Below are 22,462 nucleotides of genomic sequence, written 5' to 3'. Positions count from 1 at the left end.
GAGAGAAAGCGATTTCGAAGTCTTAGCGCAGCTAAGTTTCAGAAATCGCAAGTGAGGGGATCAGCCGGCGTCCATGCTGCACACGAAGATTTCAGGGAAGAGGAAATCCCATCATGAGCACCTACACCAATTTCACCATCGAGACCGACGCGGACGGCATGGCACTCGTTACCTGGGACATGCCCGGCAAGTCGATGAACGTCTTCACGCAAGAGGTGATGGACGAACTCGAGACGATCCTCAAACAGACCGTCGAGGATGCCGCCATTAAGGGCGTGGTTTTCACCTCCGGCAAATCATCCTTCTCCGGCGGCGCCGATCTCACCATGATCCGCGGCATGTTCTCCATGCTGGCCGATGAACGCGAGAAAGACCCGGCCGCTGCCGCGCAAAAACTCTTCGATGTCGCCGGCCGCATGACATGGCTGTTCCGCGCCATCGAAACCAATGGCAAGCCCTGGGTCTCGGCCATCAACGGCACCTGCATGGGCGGCGCTTTCGAACTGTCGCTCGCCTGCCACGGCCGTGTCGCATCCAATTCCAAGTCGGTCAAACTGGCGCTTCCCGAGGTCAAGGTCGGCATCTTTCCGGGTGCCGGCGGCACACAGCGTGTGTCGCGCCTCACCGATGCCCAGTCCGCCCTGCAGATGATGACGACCGGCCAGTCGCTCACCCCGCAACGCGCCAAGGCCATGGGCCTTATCCACCAGGTGGTCGAGCAGGATCAGCTTGTCACCGCGGCTAAACAGATGATCAGGGATGGCCTCAAACCCGTCGCCCCCTGGGATGAGAGAGGCTTCAAGGCCCCCGGCGGTGGTGTCTGGACCCCGGCGGCCGCTCAGCTTTTCCCGGCTGCCCCCGCCATCCTGCGCCGCGAGACAGCCGGCAATTATCCGGGCGCGCTTGCCATTCTGAAATGCGTCTATGAAGGCCTGCAGCTTCCTTTCGATACGGCGCTCAAGGTCGAGCAGCGTTATTTCACGCAGGTTCTGCAGACCACCGAAGCCTTCTCGATGATCCGCTCGCTGTTCATTTCGATGCAGGAACTGGGCAAGGGCGCCCGTCGCCCGGCCGGTGTTGCAAAGAGCGAGTTCAACAAGGTCGGTATTGTCGGCGCGGGCTTCATGGGCGCCTCGATCGCCTATGTCACGGCCGCTGCCGGCATTCCGGTTGTCCTCATCGACCAGACCCAGGAATCCGCGAATAAGGGCAAGTCCGTCTCCGAAAAGCTGGTAGCCGATAGCATCGCCAAGGGCCGTCTGACCAAGGAAGAGGGCGAAAAGCTGCTGTCGCTCGTCACCCCGACGTCGGATTATTCCACCCTGTCGGATGCCGACCTCGTCATCGAAGCCGTGTTCGAGGACCGTGCGGTGAAGAAGGCGGTGATCGAACAGGTCGAGGCCGTCATTCCGGCCACCACCATTTTCGCCTCCAACACCTCCACCCTGCCGATCTCCGGCCTTGCGGAAAATTCCAGACGCCCGGACCAGTTCGTCGGCGTGCATTTCTTCTCGCCGGTCGAAAAGATGATGCTCACCGAAGTCATCCTCGGTGAAAAAACCGGCGACAGGGCGTTGGCCATGGCCCTGGATTTCGTCGCGAAAATCAGGAAGACCCCGATCGTCGTCAACGATACGCGCGGTTTCTTCGTCAACCGCTGTGTCTTCCGGTATATCAACGAGGCCTATGACATGCTGGCCGAAGGCGTGCCGGCCGCGATGATCGAGAACGCCGCCAAGATGGCCGGCATGCCGGTCGGCCCGCTGTCATTGAATGACGAAGTCGCCGTCGATCTGTCCCAGAAGATCATGAAGGCCTCGATTGCCGATCTGGGCGCGGCCTCGGTCAAGCCCGGCCACATGGCGCTGATCGACAAGATGGTCAACGAGTTAGACCGCCGCGGCCGCAAGAATGGCCAGGGCTTTTACGACTACCCGCCGAAGCCGGCGAAAAAATCCCTCTGGCCCGGCCTCAAGGACCTCTACCCGCAGAAACCGGCCTCCGAAACCGACGTCAACACGCTGAAACAGCGCTTCCTCGTGACCATCGCGCTGGAAGCCGCCCGCACCGTCGAGGAAGGCATCGTCACCGACCCGCGTGAAGCCGATGTCGGCTCCATCCTCGGTTTCGGTTTCGCCCCATATACGGGGGGCACGCTCAGCTATATCGACGGTATGGGCGTGAAAACCTTCGTGGAACTGGCGGAAAAACTGAGCCGTCAATACGGCGATCATTTTGCCCCGACAGCGCTGCTGAAGGATATGGCGGCCAAGGGCGACACCTTCTACAGCCGCTTTAACCCTTACGAAAAGGCCAAGGCGGCAGCATAAGCCATCGCCCCACCCGTCCTTCTCCCCGCCCGCGGGGAGAAGGTGCTGGCCGGCGGATGAGGGGCAAACCTCAACCGCCGCCGCCTATCCTCGTCACGCCGCACTCGACCGCAGCAATGCCGTGATCGCGCTTCCCGCCATCGGCCGCCCGAGCAAAAAGCCCTGCAGCTGGTCGCATCCCGAAATCGTCAGCGCATCCGCCTGTTCCTGCGTCTCGATGCCCTCGGCCGTCACCGGAATGTTGAGCGCCCGCGCTAGCGAAATCGTTGCCGTCAGCACTTCCGATCCCTCGCGATTGTTGAGCCCGCTCACCAGCGACCGGTCGATCTTCATCCGGTCGAAGCCGAAGGTGCGCAACGCCCCGATACTGGCATAACCGCAGCCGAAATCGTCGAGCGCGAATTTCACCCCGGCATTGCGCAGCATCTCGATCGCGCGGCGCGCCTGTTCCGGATTGGACATCAGCACGCCCTCGGTAATCTCCAGCGTCAGCCGGCGCGGATCGAACCCCGTCTGGTCGAGAAGTGCGATCACATCGGCCGGAAAATTCGGATTGCGCAATTGGATCGGCGACACGTTCACCGAAAGCTGCAGCCCGCTCCATTGCTTGGCCTGGTCGATCGAAACTTTCAGGACCTGCATACCCAGCTGGTCGATCAGGCCGGAGCGTTCGGCGATGGTGATGAAGATTTCCGGGCTGATCCGCCCGGTCTCCGGGCTCCATTGCGCCAGCGCCTCCACCCCGCATACCCGCCCGCCCTTGGCATCGAAAAGCGGCTGGTAGGCAACATGGATATCCTGTTTTTCCAGCGCCTGCCGCAGCCTGTTTTCCAGTTCCGCGGCATTCAGCCGGTCGCGGTCGAGATCGGCGGTAAAATCGATCGCCCGCCCGCGGCCGCCTTCCTTGGCGGTGTAGAGCGCCATGTCGGCGCGCCGGAGCAGTTCCAGCGCATCGGTCACGTCCTCGGTCGCGGTCACCGTGCCGATACTGCCGCCGATCTCGATCGTGCGCCCGCCGATCATGAACGGTTCGGACAGACAGTCGACGATAGATTGGGCAAGGGTTGGTCGTTTGGCACTGCCGCCCTTCCTGCCGGCATCGGTCGCCACCGCAAATTCGTCGCCGCCAAGCCGGGCAAACAGCGCATCGGCGGGAAGCCGGCTTTTCACCCGCTCGGCCACCAGCTTGATCAGCTCGTCGCCCACGGCATGGCCCCAGGCGTCGTTGACACCCTTGAACCCGTCGAGATCGATGAGATGCAGCACCAGCCCGGCTTTGCCGCCGGCAATGGCTTGGTCGAGCCGTTCCAGAATGCCGGCGCGGTTCAACAGGCCGCTCAGCGCATCGTGGGTGGCGCGGTGGCGGGCGCGGTCGGCGGATCGTTGCAGCATCCGGGTGGAAAAGATGCCCGTCACCAGCACCGCCAGCAAAAAGGCGAAAAGAATGAAAGCCGCAGTCAACAGATAGCCGCGAGCGCGATCATAGATCATCGTGCCCGGATCACGGCTCGGCCATTGCAGATAGCCGAGGATAGTGCCGTCCGCGCCGGCAAGCGGAATATTCAGGAGACCTGCGCCGGGTGCCTCGCCCAGCCGCAGATCGTTCAGATCGAAGGTCTGCTCGATATCGGCAAGCGCCTCTGTTGAAAGAAACCGCGCAAGTACCAGCGTATGGAACGGGCCGGTGACGGAAGTCTGTTTGTCATAGGGCTGGATGTTGCAGGCTGCCATGATCGCCAGCCCGTCCGGTGTTCGCACGAAGCTGACGACCGGCATCCGTCCCGATGTGTCGGCGCTTGAAACGATGCCGTTGAGGGAAGGACCGAAATACGCGAAGGGATCGAACCCGCGGCCTTTCTTGTAACTGCTCAGAACGCCGCGTTCCGGTGTCAGCACCACCGCGGCATCGAAAAGCGGATTGTCGTCGCTGCTCTGTCCCCAGGTCGAATCGGCAAAATCCTTGGCACTGTCGGAGGTAATGTGTTCGTAGCCGTCGTCCCAGACGGTGTTGTCCTGCACGGTTGCGCTCAAATGCGCTTCCAGCGCCCGCATGGCGGCCGTTGCCGCATGTGATGCGCGCGCATCGTCGATCGTCGTCGCCGCACCCGTCATGTCGCGCACGGAAATAGCAATCAGAACCGCCAGTATCCCGGCGATGGCCATGAAGAACGCAGTTACGATAACGACGAGACTGCTTCGAAACGGAAGATTGAGAGAAGGCAATTTCGGCATGAAACCCCACTGCATAGAGATCTGGGTTCAGTCTGCTGTGCCCATGCCTTCTGTATATTACGATCTTCTAAATAAGATGTTTATGGCAAAGGTCGCATTGTCCGGTCCGCTCCCGGCGTTGTGTGCCGGCGTTTGGCGCTGCACGGCACCCACCGGCTCCGGCAACGGCGCAGTCGGTTGGAGGCGGATCAGATCGGCCGCCTGCTTACGATTTCTTCGCCCGGAACCGGTCGAGCCGCAGCCGCTCGCGGTCGTCGCTCAGGCTTTTGGCGGCCAGCCAGACGGCGGTGACCACGCTTGCTGTCGAGGCGGCGCACAAAAGCAGCATCAGAAAGATCTGTGATTGCGCCGCGACCAGCGGGTTTGCCCCGGCAAGAATCTGGCCGCTCATGATGCCGGGAAGGGTGATCACGCCGGCACCCGCCATCTGGTTCAGCACCGGCAGCGTGCCGGCATAGATGGCGCGCTGCATCAAAGGCGCCATCGCCTGAGCACGCGTGCGGCCAAGCGAAAGCTGCGCCTCGATTGCGGCGCGCTGCGACGACACGCCCTCGAACATGTTGTTCAGCGCAATGCTGCTGGCGCTCATCGCGGATCCCAGAATGATGCCGAAGATCGGGATCACGACACGCGGTGCCGTCCAGTCATCGCTTGCTGAAACTGTCAGCAGTGCGAAGGCGGCCACCAGCATCGTGCCGCCGCTTACCGCAATTCCGGAAAGCCCGTAATGCCAGAAACCGGCCAGCTTGTTGCGCTGCCGCGACCCCACCTCGAACGTCGCGGCCACCAGCATCGCTGCCAGCACCACGATGCTCAGCCAATGATCGGCACGGGTGAAGATAAAGCCGAGAACCAGGCCGACCAGCAGAAGCTGCGCCACCATCCGGGCCGCGGCGATCAGCACAGAACGATGAATGCCGAGGCTGAATGCCGCCGAAAACCCGGCATTCACGAGAACCAGCGCTGCGGCAAGCGCCAGCTCTCCGGGGCCGAAAACCAGGCCGTTCATCGTCTGCTCTCCAGTTGCATCACCGTATGGGCCAGCCGCTCCACCTGTTCGGGATCATGCGAGGTCAGCACAACGGCGCATCCCGCCTGCATCATCTCCCGAACTATCTCTTCCAGCGCGTGGACCGAGACCGGATCCAGCGCCGAGGTCGGCTCGTCGAGCAGCAGCACCTTCGGCCGGTCCTCGATGGCGCGCAGAAAAGCCATGCGCTGCCGCTCGCCGGTCGAAAGCCGCTCGGGCGCCGCTTCCAGCAGCGAGGCATCCAGCGACAGCCGCCGCATGTTCTCGGCTTGGCCATTCGCATCGGCAAAATGCTGCGCCACGCTTGCCGCCCACCAGCCGGGTTCCGACGAGACGTATCGAACCAGCCGCCGCCATCCCGGCCCGGACATCGAGCCTGCCGCCACCCCGTCGACGAAACAGTCGCCCTCATGCGGCACCAGATCGGCCAGCATCTTCAGCGTCAGGCTCTTGCCCGCGCCCGAAGGCCCGCTGACGGCAAGGCATCGTCCTGCCGCGACTTCCAGGTCTATCGGTCCAATCGATTGGAATTTAAGGCCCCTGGCCCTCAGTCTGATCGCGGCATCTTGCATGCGTTCGGTAATGGCACCCGGAGTGGGGCGATGCAATACGGCATAAGTGCGGGCCGCAGTTGAGCGAAGGCTAAGTGCTGGAAACTCAAAGGGAAGGGGCTGATGGCCTGGGCATTTTCCCCCTCACCAACAAAATCTACGACTTAGCTAAAGCTAAGATCGTGATTTTGCAACCTCTCCCACAACGGGATAGGTAGTCCTCCGAGGACGCGGGCACTGTTATCTCTCCCCCCGTGGGAGAGAAAGCGATTTCAACATCTTAGCCAAAGGCTAAGTGTTAGAAATCGCAAGTGAGGGGATCGCCCCAACGGTGACGGATACAGCCTCCCCCTCAACAAAACCAATCCCTTACACAAAATCTCATCCCCACCCTCCAAACCCGTGCCTACAATCCCTCCGTTCCGTCACGGATACACCGGCAGGCGTGCCGGCGAGGCGGGACCGGTTCCGGTGATGGAGGGATGACGTAAATCTCCACCACCGGGGTTCGCGGAAAATGGTCTCCCTCCGGCGACACGGGGGAAGCGGATGAGGTTTCGGACCGGCCTTTCCGCTTCTGATGCCCGAATGGCGCGTCGGATGTGCCTGTGCGGCACACAGGGTGGCTTGAAGGATGGTTTCGCCGGGCTGTTAAGTCCGTCCGTGAAAACGGAAAGCCCGGCGGCGGTAAAGCGGGATGTTGGCGGTAAGTCCTCGGGTTTAACCCGAGGATCCGTCCGTGTTCCGTGGCATCAGACGAACACCATCCTGAAAGGCCAAGGCAGAGGGACCGGAGTCGCGAATAAAAACTGCCGAACGAGACGCTGAGAGGTGTCACTTTAAACTAACTTTACGAGGCAGCTTTCAGCGCCCCGGCCAATCATGTTCACACACCACGGACCATCCCGGTCGCGTGGTCGCAGCTCCATGTCGTGATCTCGAGGCCCACCCGACCTCCTGTCAAACCACCTGATCCCCTGCGGCAAATCGGCGTTTCCGGCATATGCATCGACGTTGAGCAAAAAATATTCGCATTTGCCGCTTTCGACGGCAGTTTTCTTTCATCCCAACGCCCCTATTTTCTGCGATCAACACGCCAGCTTATTCCTTGGAGAATACCGAAATGAACCTCGTCAAAACCACTCTCAAGGCGCTTGCCGCCGCAGTCCTCGTTCAGGCAGCTCTTGCTGCGCCGGTCATGGCCGGTGAAAACCTCGACAAGATCAGACAAGCCGGCGTCCTCCGCGTCGGCACCGAAGGCACCTATGCGCCCTTCACCTTCCACGATGCATCGAACAAGCTGGTCGGTTTCGATGTCGAGATCGGCGAAGCGGTTGCCGCCAAGCTCGGCGTCAAGGCTCAGTTCGTTGAAGGCAAATGGGATGGCCTGATCGCCGGCATCGATGCCGATCGTTATGACACGGTCATCAACCAGGTCGGCATCACCGATGCCCGCAAGCAGAAATACGCCTTCTCCGAACCCTATATCGCTTCCAAGGCCGTACTGATCGTCCGTGACGACAACACCGATATCAAGGCCTTCGCCGATCTGAAGGGCAAGAAGGCCGCCCAGTCGCTTACCAGCAACTATGGCAAGATCGCTACGGAAGCCGGCGCCGAACTGGTCGGCACCGACGGTTTCGACCAGTCGATCCAGCTGGTGCTTACCCGCCGCGCCGATGCGACGCTGAACGACAGCCTCTCCTTCCTCGACTTCAAGAAGCAGAAGCCCGATGCGCCGGTCAAGATCGTCGCCGAACAGGCCGAAGCCAGCTATTCCGGCATCCTGCTGCGCAAGGGTGATGACGAACTGGTGGCAGAGGTCAACAAGGCGCTGGCCGATATCAAGGCCGATGGGACCTACAAGAAGATTTCCGACAAGTATTTCGGCCAGGACGTCTCCAAGTAAGACATCTTCGTCTGATCCTCGCCGGCTTGAATCGTGCTAGGATCGACTGAAAGCTGAACCACAACGTCCGGCCTTGGCCGGGCGTTTTCGCGTTTCTCAGATCGCCCTAGTCGAGAACAAAGGACTTTGCCCGTGCCGCACTGGCTTCAATTGATGATGGAATCGCTGCCGACGCTGTTATGGGCCGGCGTAAAATTCACCGTGCCGCTGACGCTCCTGTCCTTCGCCTTCGGCCTGGCGCTCGGCCTGGTCACCGCCGTCACAAGGCTGTTCGGTCCCAAACCGCTGGTGCTGATCGCCCGCTTCTACGTCTGGGTCATCCGCGGCACGCCGCTTCTCGTCCAGCTTTTCGTCATCTTCTACGGCCTGCCCAGCGTTGGCATCCTGCTCGATGCGTTTCCGGCGGCATTGATCGGCTTCACGCTCAATATCGGCGCCTATTCGTCTGAAATCATCCGTGCCGTTATCGCCTCGGTGCCAAAAGGGCAGTGGGAAGCGGCCTATTCGATCGGCATGAACTGGCGTCAGGCCATGGCCCGCACCATCCTGCCGCAGGCGGCCCGTGTTGCCGTGCCGCCGCTGTCCAACACCTTCATCTCGCTGGTCAAGGATACCTCGCTTGCCGCCGCCATCACCGTGCCGGAACTGTTTCAGGCGGCACAGCGCATCGTCGCGACCACCTACGAGCCGCTGATCCTCTACATCCAGGCGGCGATCATCTATCTGGCGCTCAGCTCCGTCCTTTCGACGCTGCAGGTCAGGCTGGAAAAGCGCTTTTCCCGTTATGGCGGCATGCTGGAGGCCAACCGATGATCGAGCTGTCCCACATCTTCAAGAATTTCGGCGATCTTCAGGTCATCGACGATGTCAGCCTCAAGGTCAGCGAAGGCAGCGTCACGGCGCTGGTCGGCCCTTCCGGTGGCGGCAAGAGCACGCTTCTGCGCTGCATCAACCTGCTGGAAATCCCGACCTCCGGCACCATCCGCCTCGGCGATGCCTCGATCGAGTTTTCACCGGGCAAGAAGCCCGGCTGGGATGCGATCCAGAAGATCCGCCGCCAGACCGGCATGGTGTTCCAGAACTTCCAGCTTTTCCCGCATCGCACGGCGCTGGAAAATGTCATGGAAGGTCTGGTCACGGTGCTCAAATGGCCGCGCCAGAAGGCCGAAGCCCATGCACGCGAACTGCTCGCCAAGGTAGGCATGTCGCACAAGGCCGATGCCTGGCCGGCAACGCTGTCCGGCGGCCAGCAGCAGCGTGTGGCGATTGCCCGCGCACTGGCGCTTTCGCCGCGTGTTCTGCTTTGCGACGAGCCCACTTCGGCGCTCGATCCGGAACTGGCGACCGAAGTCGTCGAGGTCTTGAGCAAGCTTGCCAGTGAAGGCACGACCATGGTGATTGCCACCCACGACCTGCGGCTTGCCTCCCGGGTTGCCGATCACGCCGTCTTTCTGGAAGCCGGCAAGGTGGTGGAACAGGGACCGGCGACCCGCATCTTCGGCGCGCCGGAACACGAGCGCACCCGCCGTTTCGTCTCCTCGATCGGTGCCGCCCAGGGCGGTTACGGCGAGGGGATCTAGGGATTTGTTCCGTTGCTGAGCTGACGCCTTCGTCCGTTATCGTACGAACCGCGGAATTTGTTCCAAATCATCTTGAGCTTGTATTCCTGCTCTCTAAAACTCTTTGAGCTGGAGATGCATAGCATGCGAGATAGTGATTCTTATGCCGAACCCGACTGTGAAGCGGGAATATACACATGGTGCCTGGAAGACGACATTTTATACGGCGATACGGCGCTCGCTGCTCTCTTTGGCCTTGATCCCGCCGCGACGCTCAGGGGCCTTTCGGTCACGGATTACATCGCGAGGGTCCATCCGGATGATCAGGGCAAGGTCGCCCAGTTGATCCGTGAAGCGGTGGAGGACGGTCGCCCCTACCGAGCCAAATACCGCGTCGTGAATGCTTCCGGTTTGATCCGACCGGTCATGGCTTTCGGTCGATGCTTTCGTGACCGAACGGGAATTCCCGTTCACTACGCCGGCATCGTCCACTCGCTGGACCATCTTTTGTCCTGAAAATATTCGGCAAAGAAAAGGGCGGCCCCGAGGAGCCGCCCTTTGATCGTGTCTGTGTTCGCCTTAACGAACGACCATCTGCTGCTGACCCGTTGCGGGACCTGCCGGTTTCGGCTCCCGTGTCTTGGCCGAGGTTGTCCCGGTCGAGGTGCCGAGATATTTGTCCCGTTCCCGCCACACGGCAGGGATTGCCAGCAGGGCCACTGCGACCAAGGCGATTGCCGTCTTGGTGAGTTCGTCCAGTTCCGGCGAACGGCCGTCGAAATAATAGACGAAATAGACGATCGCGACGTGCCACACATAAACATAAAGCGAGTGGCGGCCGAGGAGACGCAGGAAGCGGAGCGTGAACACCCAGGTCAGCGCCGATGCGACGCCGCGAACCCATGCGGCCTTGTGCTTGGGACCGGCAACGATCAGCCAGGTGACGAGCAGGGCCATGGCAGCAAAGTTAAGCAGGTAGACCGGACCGAAATCGGCACGGATTTCCATCGAGGCGAACTTGCCGATCATGTGCGGCGGCATCAGTTCGTTGGCGGTAATCAGGCGCAGCGGCAGGAAGAACAGTACCAGGACCAGCGCTACCTTCGGAATGAACGTGTTGTCGGGTGACAGCACGCGGCTCCAGTCGATCTTGCCGGACGAGGTCAGCGCACCGAGCACTAGGCCCGAGAAGAACACGATCTGCCAGCCGAACAGGTTGAACGAAACGCGCAGGCCCTGGTCGTCGGCACCCATGATCATTTCGTTAATCGGCGTCGTCACGATCTGGTGCAGGCCAAGCTGACCGGCCATCCACAGCATGATCGATGCGGCCACCACATAATGCCACTTGTCGTCCAGGACGAGCTTGATCAGCATCGGCGCAAACAGCATGTAGACGATGTACTGCGGCAGGATGTCCATGAAGGTCGGCTGGTACAGGAAGGTCGCGATCGCGGCGAGACGCAGCGGATCATCGAATGTCGTATAGCCCAGCCAGTTGAACCAGATCGAATAGGCACCCGGCAGAATCATCTGCGCCACCATGACGGCGATCACGATGCCCATCGCATACCGATAAAGCTCGAAGGCGCGGCTATAGACCGCCGAGCGACCGGCTGCGTAACCCGCCTTCATCATCTTGCGGGCATAGACCATGCCGATCATCAGACCTGACAGGAACACGAAGCCCTGAGCGTCTTCTACGAAGGCAAGCTGGTTGTGATTGATCTTTACGAGGAAATATCCACCGGCAAAAATAAGGTGGTTCAGTACCATAAAAACGAGGAAATACCCTCGCATACCATCAATGATCTCAAAGCGCTTCATCGATCGCGGTCTCCGTCTTTGCCGGTCCTGATGGCAGCAGCCCCTCGGTCCGTAAGGCCTCTGCGGGCCAGGAAGTCACGCGCCTAAAACGTCGCGAGAAGCCGGTGGTTCCGGCAAGAATCGGTTTTAGCCGACGTTTAGACATTTCATCCGTAAACAGTCCGTGATGACTGTCACATGAACGACATACGCTGGGGATCGCGATTCGTCACTCCGCCGCGACCCGGCGCAAACCGGCCGCCTGCGTTAGGTAGGCGCGGATCGCAGCCGGCTTTACCGGTTTGTGCTGGACGGTGATGCCGTGCCGTTCTGCCTCCGCCCGCACCACTGGCGTCCGGTCGGCCGTGATCATCATCGCCGGAATTGCGGCCTGATAATGCGCTCTCAAGGCAAGGATCGCCTCGATTCCGTCGCCATCATCGAGATGATAATCGGCGATCACCACGTCTGGTGGCGGTTCGTGCGCCTCGATGATTGTGCTGAGTTCGCTAAGCGAGCGTGCCTGCCCGACCGTGCAGCCCCATCCGGCGATCAGCAGCGCCATGCCGTCGAGGATTTTTGGTTCGTTGTCGACGCACAAAACCCGCAAGCCGTTCAGCGCGTCGGCGGGTTTTGCCCGTTCGCGACGGATCTTTGCCGAACCTGCATTCGCAACGGCAAGGTCGCGCGGGATTTCGACCCGGAAGGCGGTGCCGCGGCCGGGGGTCGAGGTCAGCTGCACCGGATGGCTGAGCATGCGCGACAGCCGGTCGACGATGGAAAGACCAAGCCCCAGCCCGCTCGCCGTCCTGGCGCCATCTTCTAGTCGCGCGAATTCCTTGAACACCGTGCGGAATTTCGACGAGGGAATGCCTATGCCGGAATCGAGCACCTCGATCACGACTTTGTCGCCACGCCGGCGCGCGCCGACGATCACCTTGCCCGTCAGCGTGTATTTGATCGCGTTGGAAACGAGGTTCTGCACCAGCCGGCGCAAAAGGTTGGCATCGGAGACCACCTTCAGGGATGTCGGCATCACCACGAATTTCAGGTTCTTTTCCCGCGCCATCGGCGAAAAATCCGTGTCGATCCGCTTGAAGAGATCCTCGAGATCGATCGAGCTGAAACGCGGCTTCATCGTGCCGGTGTCGAGCCGGGAAATATCCAGCACCGCACCGAGAATCGTCTCCACCGATTCAAGCGAGCTGTCGATATTGCGGGCAATCGCCGCGTTCTTGTCCGGCCCGCCAAGCCGCTCGACCAGCGTCGATGAATAAAGCCGCGCAGCATTCAGCGGCTGCAGGATGTCGTGGCCGGCCGCAGCAAAGAAGCGGGTCTTGCTCAGGTTGGCATCGTCGGCCGCGGCGCGTGCCTCGCCAAGCGCGCGGTTGACGCGGGTAAGCTCTGCGGTGCGCTCCCCGACGCGCTGCTCCAGCGTCTCGTTCGCCTGCTTCAGCGCCTGATCCGCAGCCACTCGTGCGGTAATATCGGTGAAGGTCGCGACGAACCCCGCATCCGGCATCGGGTTGCTGCGAACCTCGATGATCCGCTGCCCCCCCTGCAGCACGAGGGAGAAGGATGTTCCGAGATCCTTGAACTGGCCCGTGATCGCTTGTCTTTCGTCCTCGCTCACGTCGCCGCGCTCCGCCAGAAGCGCCACGATGTCGGACAGCAGGAACCCCACCTGTCCCGCCTGTTCGGGAAGGTCGAGCAATTGCCGGAACCGCCGGTTCCACACCGTCAGCCGCTCGGAACTGTCGAACACGGCGATCCCCTGGTCCATGTGGGAAAGCGCCGTCTGCATCATGTCCTGGTTATATTGCAACGCCTCGCTGGCCTGATCCAGAAGCCAGGCGGTGTCGGAATTGGTATCTTCCACCTTCTGCAGCACAAGCGATAAAACCAGCCGGGCCGAAGACGAGCCGATCGCGCTGCCGAGCAGCTGTTCGGAAAAATGGATCATAGCCATGTCCGACGGCTGGTCGTCGCGGAACCTTCGCCCGGCGGTCTTCTCGTAATTGGAGAATGAGCGCAGCATCCGCTCTTCGCCCAGATAGCGCGCGATCACCGTCTTCAGGTCGCCGACGCTGATGCGGGTCTTCCAGCCGCGCGTGGCAAATTGCGAGCGGGGCTGGCGCTTGACGAAGATACCGGCCTGAAGCCGCTCCACCGGGCGCGGATTGCGCGACAGCGATCCGAGCACGAAGGCGATCGTATTGAGCGCCAGACTGAAGATCGTCGTCGCCACGAACGGATCGATCTCCGGCCCGGAAAAGATTGCCGTGCCGGGAAACACGAAGTTCAGCACGGCCGCCGCGATATGGGAATTGTCCGGTCCGCCCAGGCTCGGCAGGAACAGCAGATAGGCCCAGGAGATAAAGCCGAAGGAAAGACCGAGAATGGCGCCGCGGGCATTTGCCCGCCGCCAGATCAGGCCGCCGAGCAGGGCAGGGGCGATCTGTGCGATCGCGGCAAAGGCGAGAAGCCCTATCGAGGCCAGCCCCGATTGGGTGTCGGCCATACGGTAATAACCGTAACCGAGCAGCATGACGGCAAAGATCGAAGCGCGCCGGATGTTGAGAAGCGTGCGGGTGAGGTCCTTCTGCCCCGCTGGCGTCGAGACCAATTTTCGCCTGAGAAACAGCGGAATGACGATATCGTTGGAGATCATGATCGACAGTGCGACAGACTCCACGATCACCATCGCCGTCGCCGCCGAAAAGCCGCCGATGAAGGTCAGCAGCGTGACGAAGGGAAGCCCTGCTTGCAGAGGCAGTGTCAGCACGTAAAGGTCGGCATCCCCCATGCCGCCGAACGTGATCAGCCCGGCGGCCGCGACCGGGATCACGAAGATATTGATGGCGATGAGATAGACCGGCAGCAGGAAACCGGCTGCCCGCCGTTCCCGCGGTGTCCTGTTCTCCACCACCGTGACATGGAACTGCCGTGGCAGGATGACGATGGCGAAAGCGGAGATGAGGATGATCAGCACCCACCGGCTGACCGGTGTTTCATAGGATGCCGCGGATGCGACCAGCAGGTTTTCAGATGCTTTGGCGGCGAGATCCGACCAGCCGTCGAACATGAAGAACACCACCGCAATGCCGACCGTCGCAAACGCAACAAGCTTCACCAGCGATTCCATCGCCACCGCCAGGATCAGCCCGTCCTGATGCTCGGTGGCATCCGTATGGCGAGTGCCGAAAACAACGGCAAAACAGGCCATCAGCAGTGTCACGATCAGCGCCAGATCGACGAAATGCAGGTTGCCGCTGCCGATGCCGAAATCGGATGGATTGACCATCACGGCGACCGAGCTCGACACGGCCTTCAGCTGCAGCGCGATATAGGGAACGGTGCCGACCAGAGCCAGCACCGCGACGATTGCCGCCACAGTCGCGTTCTTGCCGTAACGGGCGGCGATGAAATCCGCGATCGATGTGAGCTTTTCCGCCTTGGCGAGTTCGACGATACGCCGGATGATCGGCATGCCGAGCGTAAACGCCAGGATCGGCCCGATATAGATCGCCGCAAATTCCAGTCCCCGCTGGGACGCCAGACCGACGCCGCCGAAATAGGTCCAGGATGTGCAGTAGACGGCAAGGCTCAAGGCATAGACGAGCGGACGCCCGCCCTTCGGAACACCGGAAAGCCGGCTTTTTCGGTCCCCATAACTCGCCACTGCAAAAAGCAGCAGGATATAGGCGAATGCCGAGACAAGGATGGCCCAGCCTGGAAGCATGTTTCCTCCCCCGCAAGGACTTGCGGTTAGGAGACGAGATTAGGCGAAACCCGAGGCGTTGGAAATCGGCGCCGTCTCGTCAAAAAGTCCAATGAGCGCAAGGCATATCCAATAGAAAGTCAGCTTTAAGCCTTTGGGCTTTTGTACCTTTTCAGTATCTGAGGAAACGCTATGTTAGGCACGACGACAACCAAGAGAGGGGCTCTATCATGTCTGTAGTCAGCGAATTCCGTTCATTTATCGCCAAGGGCAACGTGATCGATCTCGCGGTCGGTATCATCATCGGCGGCGCCTTTACCGGCATCGTCACGTCGCTCGTCAATGACATCGTCATGCCGGTCGTCGGTGCAGTGACCGGCGGCGGTTTCGATTTCTCCAATTACTTCGTGGCCTTGTCGAGCGCAGTCACCGCGCCGTCGCTGGAAGAAGCGCGCAAGCAGGGTGCAGTCTTCGCCTATGGCAGCTTCATCACCGTGATGATCAACTTCCTGATCCTCGCTTTCATCATCTTCCTGATGGTCAAGGGCGTGAACAAGCTGCGTGCCATGGAAGAAAAGAAGCCGGCGGATGAAAAGCCCGCGCCGCCGCCGGCCGATATCCTGCTTCTGTCCGAAATCAGGGATATCCTGAAAACCAAATAATCCGACCCGTCATGAGCCTGCAATTCATCAGAACAATGAATTGCAGGCTCACGGATTCTCATGGGATTTCCCTGTTTTTCTGCGCTAAAGAAGAGGCAGGAAAAACAGGAAATCCGCATGTCTTTGCTTTCTTCGCTCAGCACCCGAGCCACCACTGCACCCGAAAGCGGCATCGTGGAGATCATTACACATGCCCGTATCGGCGGTCGTGACGATCTCATTCCGCTCTGGGCCGGCGAAGGCGATCTGCCGAGCCCGGATTTCATCAATCGTGCGGCATCGGATGCCCTTCTGGGCGGCGAGACATTCTACACCTGGCAGCGTGGCATTCCCGAACTGCGTCAGGCACTGTCCGATTATTACACCCGGCATTTTTCCGTTTCGCTGCCTGCCGAACATTTCTACGTCACCGGCTCCGGCATGCATGCGATCATGATGGCGGTTCAGGCGATCACCGGACCGGGTGACGAACTGATCTATCTGTCGCCAACCTGGCCGAACATCGTTTCCGCGATCGAGATTTCCGGCGCGGTCGCAACCGGCCTGCCACTGGAATTTACTGGCGGTAAATGGTCGCTCGATCTGTACAAGCTCGAAGCCGCGATCACGCCGAAGACGAAGGGCCTCTTCGTCAACACGCCATCCAACCCGACCGGTTGGACCGCAACGAAAGAAGACCTTGCCGCCATCCTCGGCCTTGCCCGCAAGCACGGCCTGTGGATCATCGCCGACGAAATCTATGCCCGTTATTATTATGGCGGCGCGGTGCGCGCTCCGTCCTTCCTCGATATAGCCGAGCCGAACGACCGCATCATTTATGCAAACTCCTTCTCCAAGAACTGGTCGATGACCGGCTGGCGCATCGGCTGGCTGGTCGCCCCACCGGAACTGGGGCAGGTGATCGAGAACCTCATCCAGTATTCCAATTCCGGTGTCGCCCAGTTCATGCAGCGCGGTGCCGTTGTCGCGCTCAACGAAGGGGATGCCTTCGTTGAGGAGAATATCCAGCGCGCGCGCCAGTCGCGCGATATCCTTTGCGACATGCTGATCGCCACCAACCGGGTCCAGACCCTGAAGCCGGAAGGCGCGATCTATGCGTTCCTCAAGGTCGATGGCATCACCGACAGCCGTGCGGCAGCACTCGATATCGTCGATAAGATCGGCGTGGCGCTGGCACCGGGTTCGGCCTTCGGCAAGGGCGGCGAGAACTTTCTTCGCGCCTGTTTCCTGCGCAATCCGAAACATGTCGAAGAGGCCGCAGACCGGCTGGCTGGCTACATAAAGGCCTTGTGAGACAGATTCGATAAAATTCGAAATATCCCCGAAAACCTCCCTTATCCATGCCACCGGATATAGTCGGGCCAAGCGCCCGTAAGTAACCTGTGGTCAATCGCGAAAATGCTTTCCTGCCGAAAACAAAAGGCAGGGAAGCAGATCATGGCAGTGCTGGTAACAGGCGGTGCGGGATATATAGGCAGCCACATGGCCTGGGCATTGCTGGATGCCGGGGAAGATGTGGTGGTGATCGATCGTCTTTCGACCGGTTTCCGCTGGGCGGTGCCGGATGCGGCGCGCTTTTATCTCGGCGATGTCGGCGATCAGGCGTTGCTTGCCCAGATCTTTGCGGAAAACGACATCGAAGCGATCATGCATTTCGCCGGCTCCATCATCGTGCCGCAGTCGGTTGCCCATCCGCTCGACTATTACGAAAACAACACCAGCAAGACCCGGCTTCTGGCGGCTGCCGCGATCGATGCCGGCATCAGGCATTTCGTCTTCTCGTCCACCGCCGCCGTCTATGGCGACCAGAAGGAAGATATGCCGGTCCTGGAAAGCGCTCCGACGCTGCCGAAAAACCCCTATGGCCAGTCCAAGCTGATGTCGGAACTGATGTTGCGCGATGCTGCTGCAGCGCACGACTTCCGCTTCGTCGCACTGCGTTATTTCAACGTTGCAGGTGCCGATCCTCTCGGCCGCACCGGTCTCTCCACCATCGGCGCGACGCACCTGATCAAGCTCGCCTGCGAAGCCGCACTCGGCGAACGTCCGGGCGTCGATATCTACGGCACCGATTATCCGACGCCCGATGGAACCGGCGTTCGCGACTATATCCACGTCACCGATCTGGTCGAAGCGCATCTGAAGGCGCTGAGCTATCTGCGCCGCGGCGGTGAGCCGCTGATTGCCAATTGCGGTTATGGTCGCGGTTATTCGGTGCTCGAAGTGCTGAACGCGGTGAAACGTATCAGCGGCCAATCCGTCGACGTGCATTACGGACCACGCCGGCCGGGTGACGCCGCAAGTGTCGTCGCCAATTCGACGCTGGCCCGCAGGCTTCTCGAATGGCAGCCGCGCCACGACGATCTCGACCTGATCGTCGAGACCGCGATCGCGTGGGAAGGCCAGCTGGCGGCCCGTCGGGTGGAAGATCTTCGCTCGCTGCACCAGCGGCTGGCGGCCGTCCGCTTCTGACATCCGCTTCGACGGCACGGTTGTCATGCCGAAATGTGGATGGATAAGCGATCGCTTGAGGAGTAAGGGAAGCGCAACCAACCAGATTTGACGGATATCATGCGCCTCTCTTTGACAGCCGGTCTCGTTCTTCTCAGCTGCTGGATTGCCGCCATCCCGGCCTATGCGTCGGATGCCGCCAAGGCTCCGGTGCAATCGCCGTCGTCCCCGTCACCCAAGGTGAAGCTGGTCGAACCGCGCCTGCATCTCGCCAAAAGCGAAACCGCTACAAAGCCGCGTGTGGCTCTGACCTTCGATGCCTGCATGGGCGCGGTGGACGAACGCATCCTCTCGACGCTTGTCCGCGAGCGTATTCCGTCCACGGTGTTCGTGACAGCCCGCTGGCTGCGCAAGAACCCGCAGACGGTGGCGATCTTCCTCGCCAATCCGGACCTGTTCGAGATCGAAAACCACGGCGAGAACCATATTCCGGCGATCGATGTGGCCGTGCCGGTCTATGGCATTCCCTCAGCCGGATCGCCGCAGGCCGTGTCGCGGGAAGTCGGCAAGGGTGCCGAAGCCGTCATCGCCTCCGGCCTGCCCGCACCGCACTGGTTCCGGGGTGCAACGGCGAAATACGACGCGACCTCTATCGATGAGATCCGCAAGATGGGCTATCGCGTCGCCGGTTATTCGCTGAACGGCGACGACGGCTCGCTGCTTGGCGCGGGATCGGCCGAAAAGCGTATCGCGGCGGCAAAGGACGGCGATGTCGTCATCTCGCACATCAACCAGCCGACCCATGCCGCGGGCCAGGGTGTCGTCAACGGTATCCTGAAGCTGAAGACACGCGGCGTCCAATTCGTCCGCCTGGCCGATGTCGAGACCATCGGCGACAACGATACGACCGCGCCACGTCCCGGCCTGTTCTGAACCTCCAAAATACCGGGAGTTTCGCCAAAATCCGTTGGTTTTGGCAATCACCTGGCAGCCTGACCTGCAATCATCGTCCCAATGCCTTGAGGCAAGCGAACGGGGATGATGAGCATGACAGAACAGCCGAAATTTGAGCCGATCCGCGGCACGCGCGGCGCCGATGATCCCGGTCCACGTAACCTGCCGCTCGACCTGCAGAACCCGGATATCACGCTGCCGCCGGAGACCGACAACGGATCGCTGCCCAACTTGAAATTCCCCTTTGCCATGGCACATAACCGGCTGGAAGATGGCGGCTGGGCACGGGAAGTGACGGTCCGCGAACTGCCGGTCGCCACGTCGATGGCTGGCGTCAACATGCGTCTCGGGCCGGGTGTCGTGCGCGAACTGCATTGGCACAAGGAAGCCGAATGGGCCTATATCCTTGAGGGCACTGCGCGCCTGACCGTGGTCGATCCAGATGGCAATCTTTCGATCGACGATCTGAAGCCGGGCGATGTCTGGCTAATCCCGGCCGGCATTCCCCATTCGATCCAGGGTATGGAGGAAGGCACCGAGTTTCTGCTCGTCTTCGACGACGGCAATTTCTCCGAAAACGAAACGCTGCTGATCACGGAATACCTGGCGCATACGCCGCCAAGCGTGCTCGCCAAAAATTTCGGCGTGACGAGCGATCATTTCGCAGACATCCCGAAAGCGGAGAAATACATTTTTCGCCTGCCGGTGCCCAAATCGCTCGATCTCGTTCGGGCAGAACTTCCCGACAGCCCGATACCGCGCCCTTACGTCTTCCATACGACCGAAATCGAGGTCGTGCGTTACAGCGGCGGCACGGTGAAGACGATCGACTCCCGCAATTTTCCGGTAACGACGCTCTCGGCTCTGATCATCGAGATCGAACCGGGCGGCATGCGGGAGATGCATTGGCATCCGGATGCCGACGAATGGCAATATTACATCGCGGGCGAAGCACGGATGACCGTGTTCGATGCCACTTCCAAGGCGCGCACCTTCAATTATCGTGCTGGCGATGTCGGCTTCGTTCCGCGCACACTCGGCCACTATATCGAAAATACCGGCGAAACACCGGTCAAGGTAATTAACGTTTTCAACAACCGTCTCTGCATCGACATTTCTCTCAACCGCTGGATGGCGTTGACCCCGCCCGATCTCATTCGCGGGCATCTCAGCCTCGATGAAACCGTGATGAAGGCGTTGCGCCGGTCGCGCGACGCCGTCGTCCGATGAAGCAAAACATGAGTTAAACTCTCAGGTCACTTGATCTGGAGCAAGTGACTCAAGTTTTTGTGCCTTTAAGTTCTCTGCATATTGACGATCGATAATCAGCAGGGAAACAAGGCATGGCCTCGAGTGAGGAATTGGCGCGCTATTTTGCGGCCGGAACCGGGCTCAATCCATTCGGCGAGGCATTCAGCCGGCGAAATGCCGTCATGCCGTTTCGCGGCAAGCGGCGTCTGCCGCCCGAAGAGATGCAGGATGTCTGGCTGCAGGTCCTTTCACAACCCGGCAGGCCGGGCAAGCGGCTCGCCTATATCCATATTCCCTTCTGCGCCAATCACTGTCTCTTCTGCGGGTTTTATCGCAATACCTACGTGCCCCAGACCGGTGCCGATTATGTCGATCTGGTCATCGAGGAAATCCGGCGGGAGGCGCAGACCAATGCGCTGCGCCACAATCCGATCCACGCAGTGTATCTCGGCGGCGGCACGCCGACGGCGCTGAGCGCGGAAGAACTGTCACGGCTGATTTCCACAGTCCGGGCGGAACTGCCGCTTGCGCCTGATTGCGAGATCACAGTCGAGGGACGCATCATTCATTTCACCCCGGACAAGATCGATGCCTGCCTGGAAGCGGGGGCGAACCGTTTTTCCATCGGCGTCCAGACCTTCGATACGGATGTCAGGAAGCGGCAGGGCCGTCGTTCGAGCAGGGAGGAAGTTGTCCACTTCCTCGAATATCTTCGCGATCAGGATCGCGCGGCAGTGGTGATCGATCTGATTTACGGGCTGCCTGGCCAGACACTGGATGTGTGGCAGCGGGATCTCGAAACGGCTGCGGATATCGGCCCTGACGGGCTCGATCTCTATGGGTTGAACCTCATTCCGACGACCCCTCTGTTCAAGGCGATTGAAGCCGGAAAATTCCCGGCAACACCGGGGCTGAACCAGATCGGGGCCTTTTACCGCACCGGTGCCGAGTTCTTCCGGCGCAGAAACTGGCGCCAGATCAGCAACAATCATTGGGCCCGCACCACCCGCGAGAGAAATCTCTACAACCTGCTGATCAAGGAAGGGGCCGATTGTATCGCCTTCGGGTCCGGTGCCGGCGGTTCGATCGGTGCGGTCGGTTACGGTCTCAGTGGCGATCTGACCGTTTATGGCGAGGACGTGCGGGCGGGCCGCAAATCGCTCGGCATGATGATGGTCTCCGATGAACTCTCTGCCCTACGCACACTGGTGACTGCAGGTTTCGAAGTCGGGCATCTCGATCTCGGTCGCCTGGACCGGACTTCGGGCCGCGCCATGACGCCGGTTCTGGAACCGCTTCTTGCCCAGTGGCAGGGGGCGGGCCTCCTGTCGTTTACCGGCGGTATCGTCGAACTCACCACCGCCGGGCGCTTCTGGTACTCGAACCTGATCGCCGCCCTTCACGACATTCTCACTCTCGAACTGGGCCCGTCACGGGACGCGGCCTGAAAGACCTCATGCGAACGGAGCAAGGACATGCCCGAACTCGATCACGCGGAAACGATCAAGCAGATCACACAGGCGATCGCTGATAAACCGGACGGTGTACTTGAAGCGCTCGCCGCACAATATGGCGTCTCGATTCAGACAGTGCTGGAATGCCTGCCCGAGGGCGTGACGCGCATTGACGGGCGCCATTTCATCGATGTGCTGACCGATATCGCCAACTGGGGCGACGTCATGTTCATCTGCCATTCGAAAGACGCCATCATCGAGTTCTCCGGCCCTCTGCCGCAGGGCGAGATGGGACATGGCATGTATAATCTGCGCGGCGGCACGGGTGGTCTTTCGGGCCATCTTCGCCCGGAAAATTGCGCAGCAATCTTTTTCGTTCGCCGCCTCTTCATGGGCATGGAAACAAAGTCGATCCAGTTCTTCAATGCCGAGGGCGAAACGATCTTCAAGATCTATGTCGGTCGCGACCGGGAGCGGAAGCTGAAGGTTGTTCAGGTCGAACGGTTCGAGCGGCTTGCCAAACAATTTGCCAGGGCTGCGGGAAATGCCTGA

At 60.5% G+C, this 22,462-nt stretch carries 17 protein-coding genes; 12 read left to right on the top strand and 5 right to left on the bottom strand.

The annotated features are described in order from the left end of the window. The first annotated feature begins 113 nt into the window (after nt 1–113). Entirely contained in the window at nt 114–2,330 is a 2,217-nt protein-coding gene (locus FHP24_RS08275; protein WP_139675390.1) for a 3-hydroxyacyl-CoA dehydrogenase NAD-binding domain-containing protein, read from the top strand. Nucleotides 2,331–2,423: 93 nt separating this feature from the next. On the opposite strand, the gene FHP24_RS08270 is transcribed toward FHP24_RS08275, so the two are convergent. The 3 genes from FHP24_RS08270 to FHP24_RS08260 all read right to left on the bottom strand — a co-directional run bounded on the left by FHP24_RS08270 (nt 2,424) and on the right by FHP24_RS08260 (nt 6,164). Then, the gene (locus tag FHP24_RS08270) at nt 2,424–4,562 is read right to left on the bottom strand and encodes a bifunctional diguanylate cyclase/phosphodiesterase (protein WP_139675388.1); all 2,139 of its coding nucleotides are present in this window, start codon (nt 4,560–4,562) and stop codon (nt 2,424–2,426) included. Between the two features lie 205 nt (nt 4,563–4,767). Next, nucleotides 4,768–5,571, bottom strand: a complete 804-nt coding sequence (locus tag FHP24_RS08265) for an ABC transporter permease (RefSeq protein ID WP_139675385.1) — start codon at nt 5,569–5,571, stop codon at nt 4,768–4,770. Further along, entirely contained in the window at nt 5,568–6,164 is a 597-nt protein-coding gene (locus FHP24_RS08260) for an ABC transporter ATP-binding protein (RefSeq protein ID WP_139675382.1), read from the bottom strand. The genes FHP24_RS08265 and FHP24_RS08260 overlap by 4 nt, the downstream gene beginning before the upstream one ends. Nucleotides 6,165–7,266: 1,102 nt before the next feature. On the opposite strand from FHP24_RS08260, the gene FHP24_RS08255 reads away from it, so the two are divergent. From FHP24_RS08255 to FHP24_RS08240, 4 genes are all read left to right on the top strand, one after another. After that, entirely contained in the window at nt 7,267–8,052 is a 786-nt protein-coding gene (locus FHP24_RS08255; protein WP_139675380.1) for an amino acid ABC transporter substrate-binding protein, read from the top strand. 132 nt (nt 8,053–8,184) lie between these two features. Then, nucleotides 8,185–8,865, top strand: a complete 681-nt coding sequence (locus FHP24_RS08250) for an amino acid ABC transporter permease (protein ID WP_139675378.1) — start codon at nt 8,185–8,187, stop codon at nt 8,863–8,865. Then, the gene (locus FHP24_RS08245) at nt 8,862–9,632 is read left to right on the top strand and encodes an amino acid ABC transporter ATP-binding protein (RefSeq protein ID WP_139675376.1); all 771 of its coding nucleotides are present in this window, start codon (nt 8,862–8,864) and stop codon (nt 9,630–9,632) included. The genes FHP24_RS08250 and FHP24_RS08245 overlap by 4 nt, the downstream gene beginning before the upstream one ends. A 123-nt stretch (nt 9,633–9,755) precedes the next feature. After that, nucleotides 9,756–10,127 (top strand): PAS domain-containing protein, encoded by a 372-nt coding sequence (locus tag FHP24_RS08240; RefSeq protein ID WP_246091634.1) that lies wholly within the window; start codon nt 9,756–9,758, stop codon nt 10,125–10,127. 63 nt (nt 10,128–10,190) lie between these two features. Here the strand turns inward: FHP24_RS08240 and FHP24_RS08235 are convergent, their stop codons facing one another. Beyond that, a complete protein-coding gene (locus tag FHP24_RS08235; RefSeq protein WP_139675373.1) occupies nt 10,191–11,438 on the bottom strand; it encodes an OpgC family protein in 1,248 nt (415 codons plus the stop codon). A 208-nt stretch (nt 11,439–11,646) separates the two neighbouring features. Beyond that, nucleotides 11,647–15,159, bottom strand: a complete 3,513-nt coding sequence (locus tag FHP24_RS08230; RefSeq protein ID WP_139675371.1) for a PAS domain-containing hybrid sensor histidine kinase/response regulator — start codon at nt 15,157–15,159, stop codon at nt 11,647–11,649. A 209-nt stretch (nt 15,160–15,368) separates the two neighbouring features. On the opposite strand from FHP24_RS08230, the gene mscL reads away from it, so the two are divergent. The 7 genes from mscL (at nt 15,369) to hutX (ending at nt 22,462) form a co-directional block, all read left to right on the top strand. Beyond that, nucleotides 15,369–15,800 (top strand): large conductance mechanosensitive channel protein MscL, encoded by a 432-nt coding sequence (gene mscL, locus FHP24_RS08225; protein WP_139675369.1) that lies wholly within the window; start codon nt 15,369–15,371, stop codon nt 15,798–15,800. Between the two features lie 117 nt (nt 15,801–15,917). Continuing rightward, nucleotides 15,918–17,093, top strand: coding sequence for a pyridoxal phosphate-dependent aminotransferase (locus FHP24_RS08220; protein WP_139675367.1), 1,176 nt, complete (start codon nt 15,918–15,920; stop codon nt 17,091–17,093). Nucleotides 17,094–17,237: 144 nt separating this feature from the next. Continuing rightward, nucleotides 17,238–18,272: a UDP-glucose 4-epimerase GalE gene (gene galE, locus FHP24_RS08215; RefSeq protein ID WP_139675365.1), complete on the top strand. Its 1,035-nt coding sequence runs from the start codon at nt 17,238–17,240 to the stop codon at nt 18,270–18,272. A 99-nt stretch (nt 18,273–18,371) separates the two neighbouring features. Beyond that, nucleotides 18,372–19,184 (top strand): polysaccharide deacetylase family protein, encoded by an 813-nt coding sequence (locus FHP24_RS08210; RefSeq protein WP_139675363.1) that lies wholly within the window; start codon nt 18,372–18,374, stop codon nt 19,182–19,184. A 114-nt stretch (nt 19,185–19,298) separates the two neighbouring features. Next, nucleotides 19,299–20,435 (top strand): cupin domain-containing protein, encoded by a 1,137-nt coding sequence (locus tag FHP24_RS08205; protein WP_139675361.1) that lies wholly within the window; start codon nt 19,299–19,301, stop codon nt 20,433–20,435. 113 nt (nt 20,436–20,548) lie between these two features. Then, nucleotides 20,549–21,904, top strand: a complete 1,356-nt coding sequence (gene hutW, locus FHP24_RS08200; RefSeq protein ID WP_139675359.1) for a heme anaerobic degradation radical SAM methyltransferase ChuW/HutW — start codon at nt 20,549–20,551, stop codon at nt 21,902–21,904. A gap of 27 nt (nt 21,905–21,931) precedes the next feature. Then, nucleotides 21,932–22,462, top strand: a complete 531-nt coding sequence (hutX, locus tag FHP24_RS08195) for a heme utilization cystosolic carrier protein HutX (RefSeq protein ID WP_139675357.1) — start codon at nt 21,932–21,934, stop codon at nt 22,460–22,462.

This window comes from Aliirhizobium smilacinae, assembly GCF_006335145.1.
Taxonomy (GTDB): Bacteria; Pseudomonadota; Alphaproteobacteria; order Rhizobiales; family Rhizobiaceae; genus Neorhizobium; species Neorhizobium smilacinae.
Note: the sequence above shows the minus strand (reverse complement) of the source record. Positions and strands in the feature narration are given on the sequence as shown.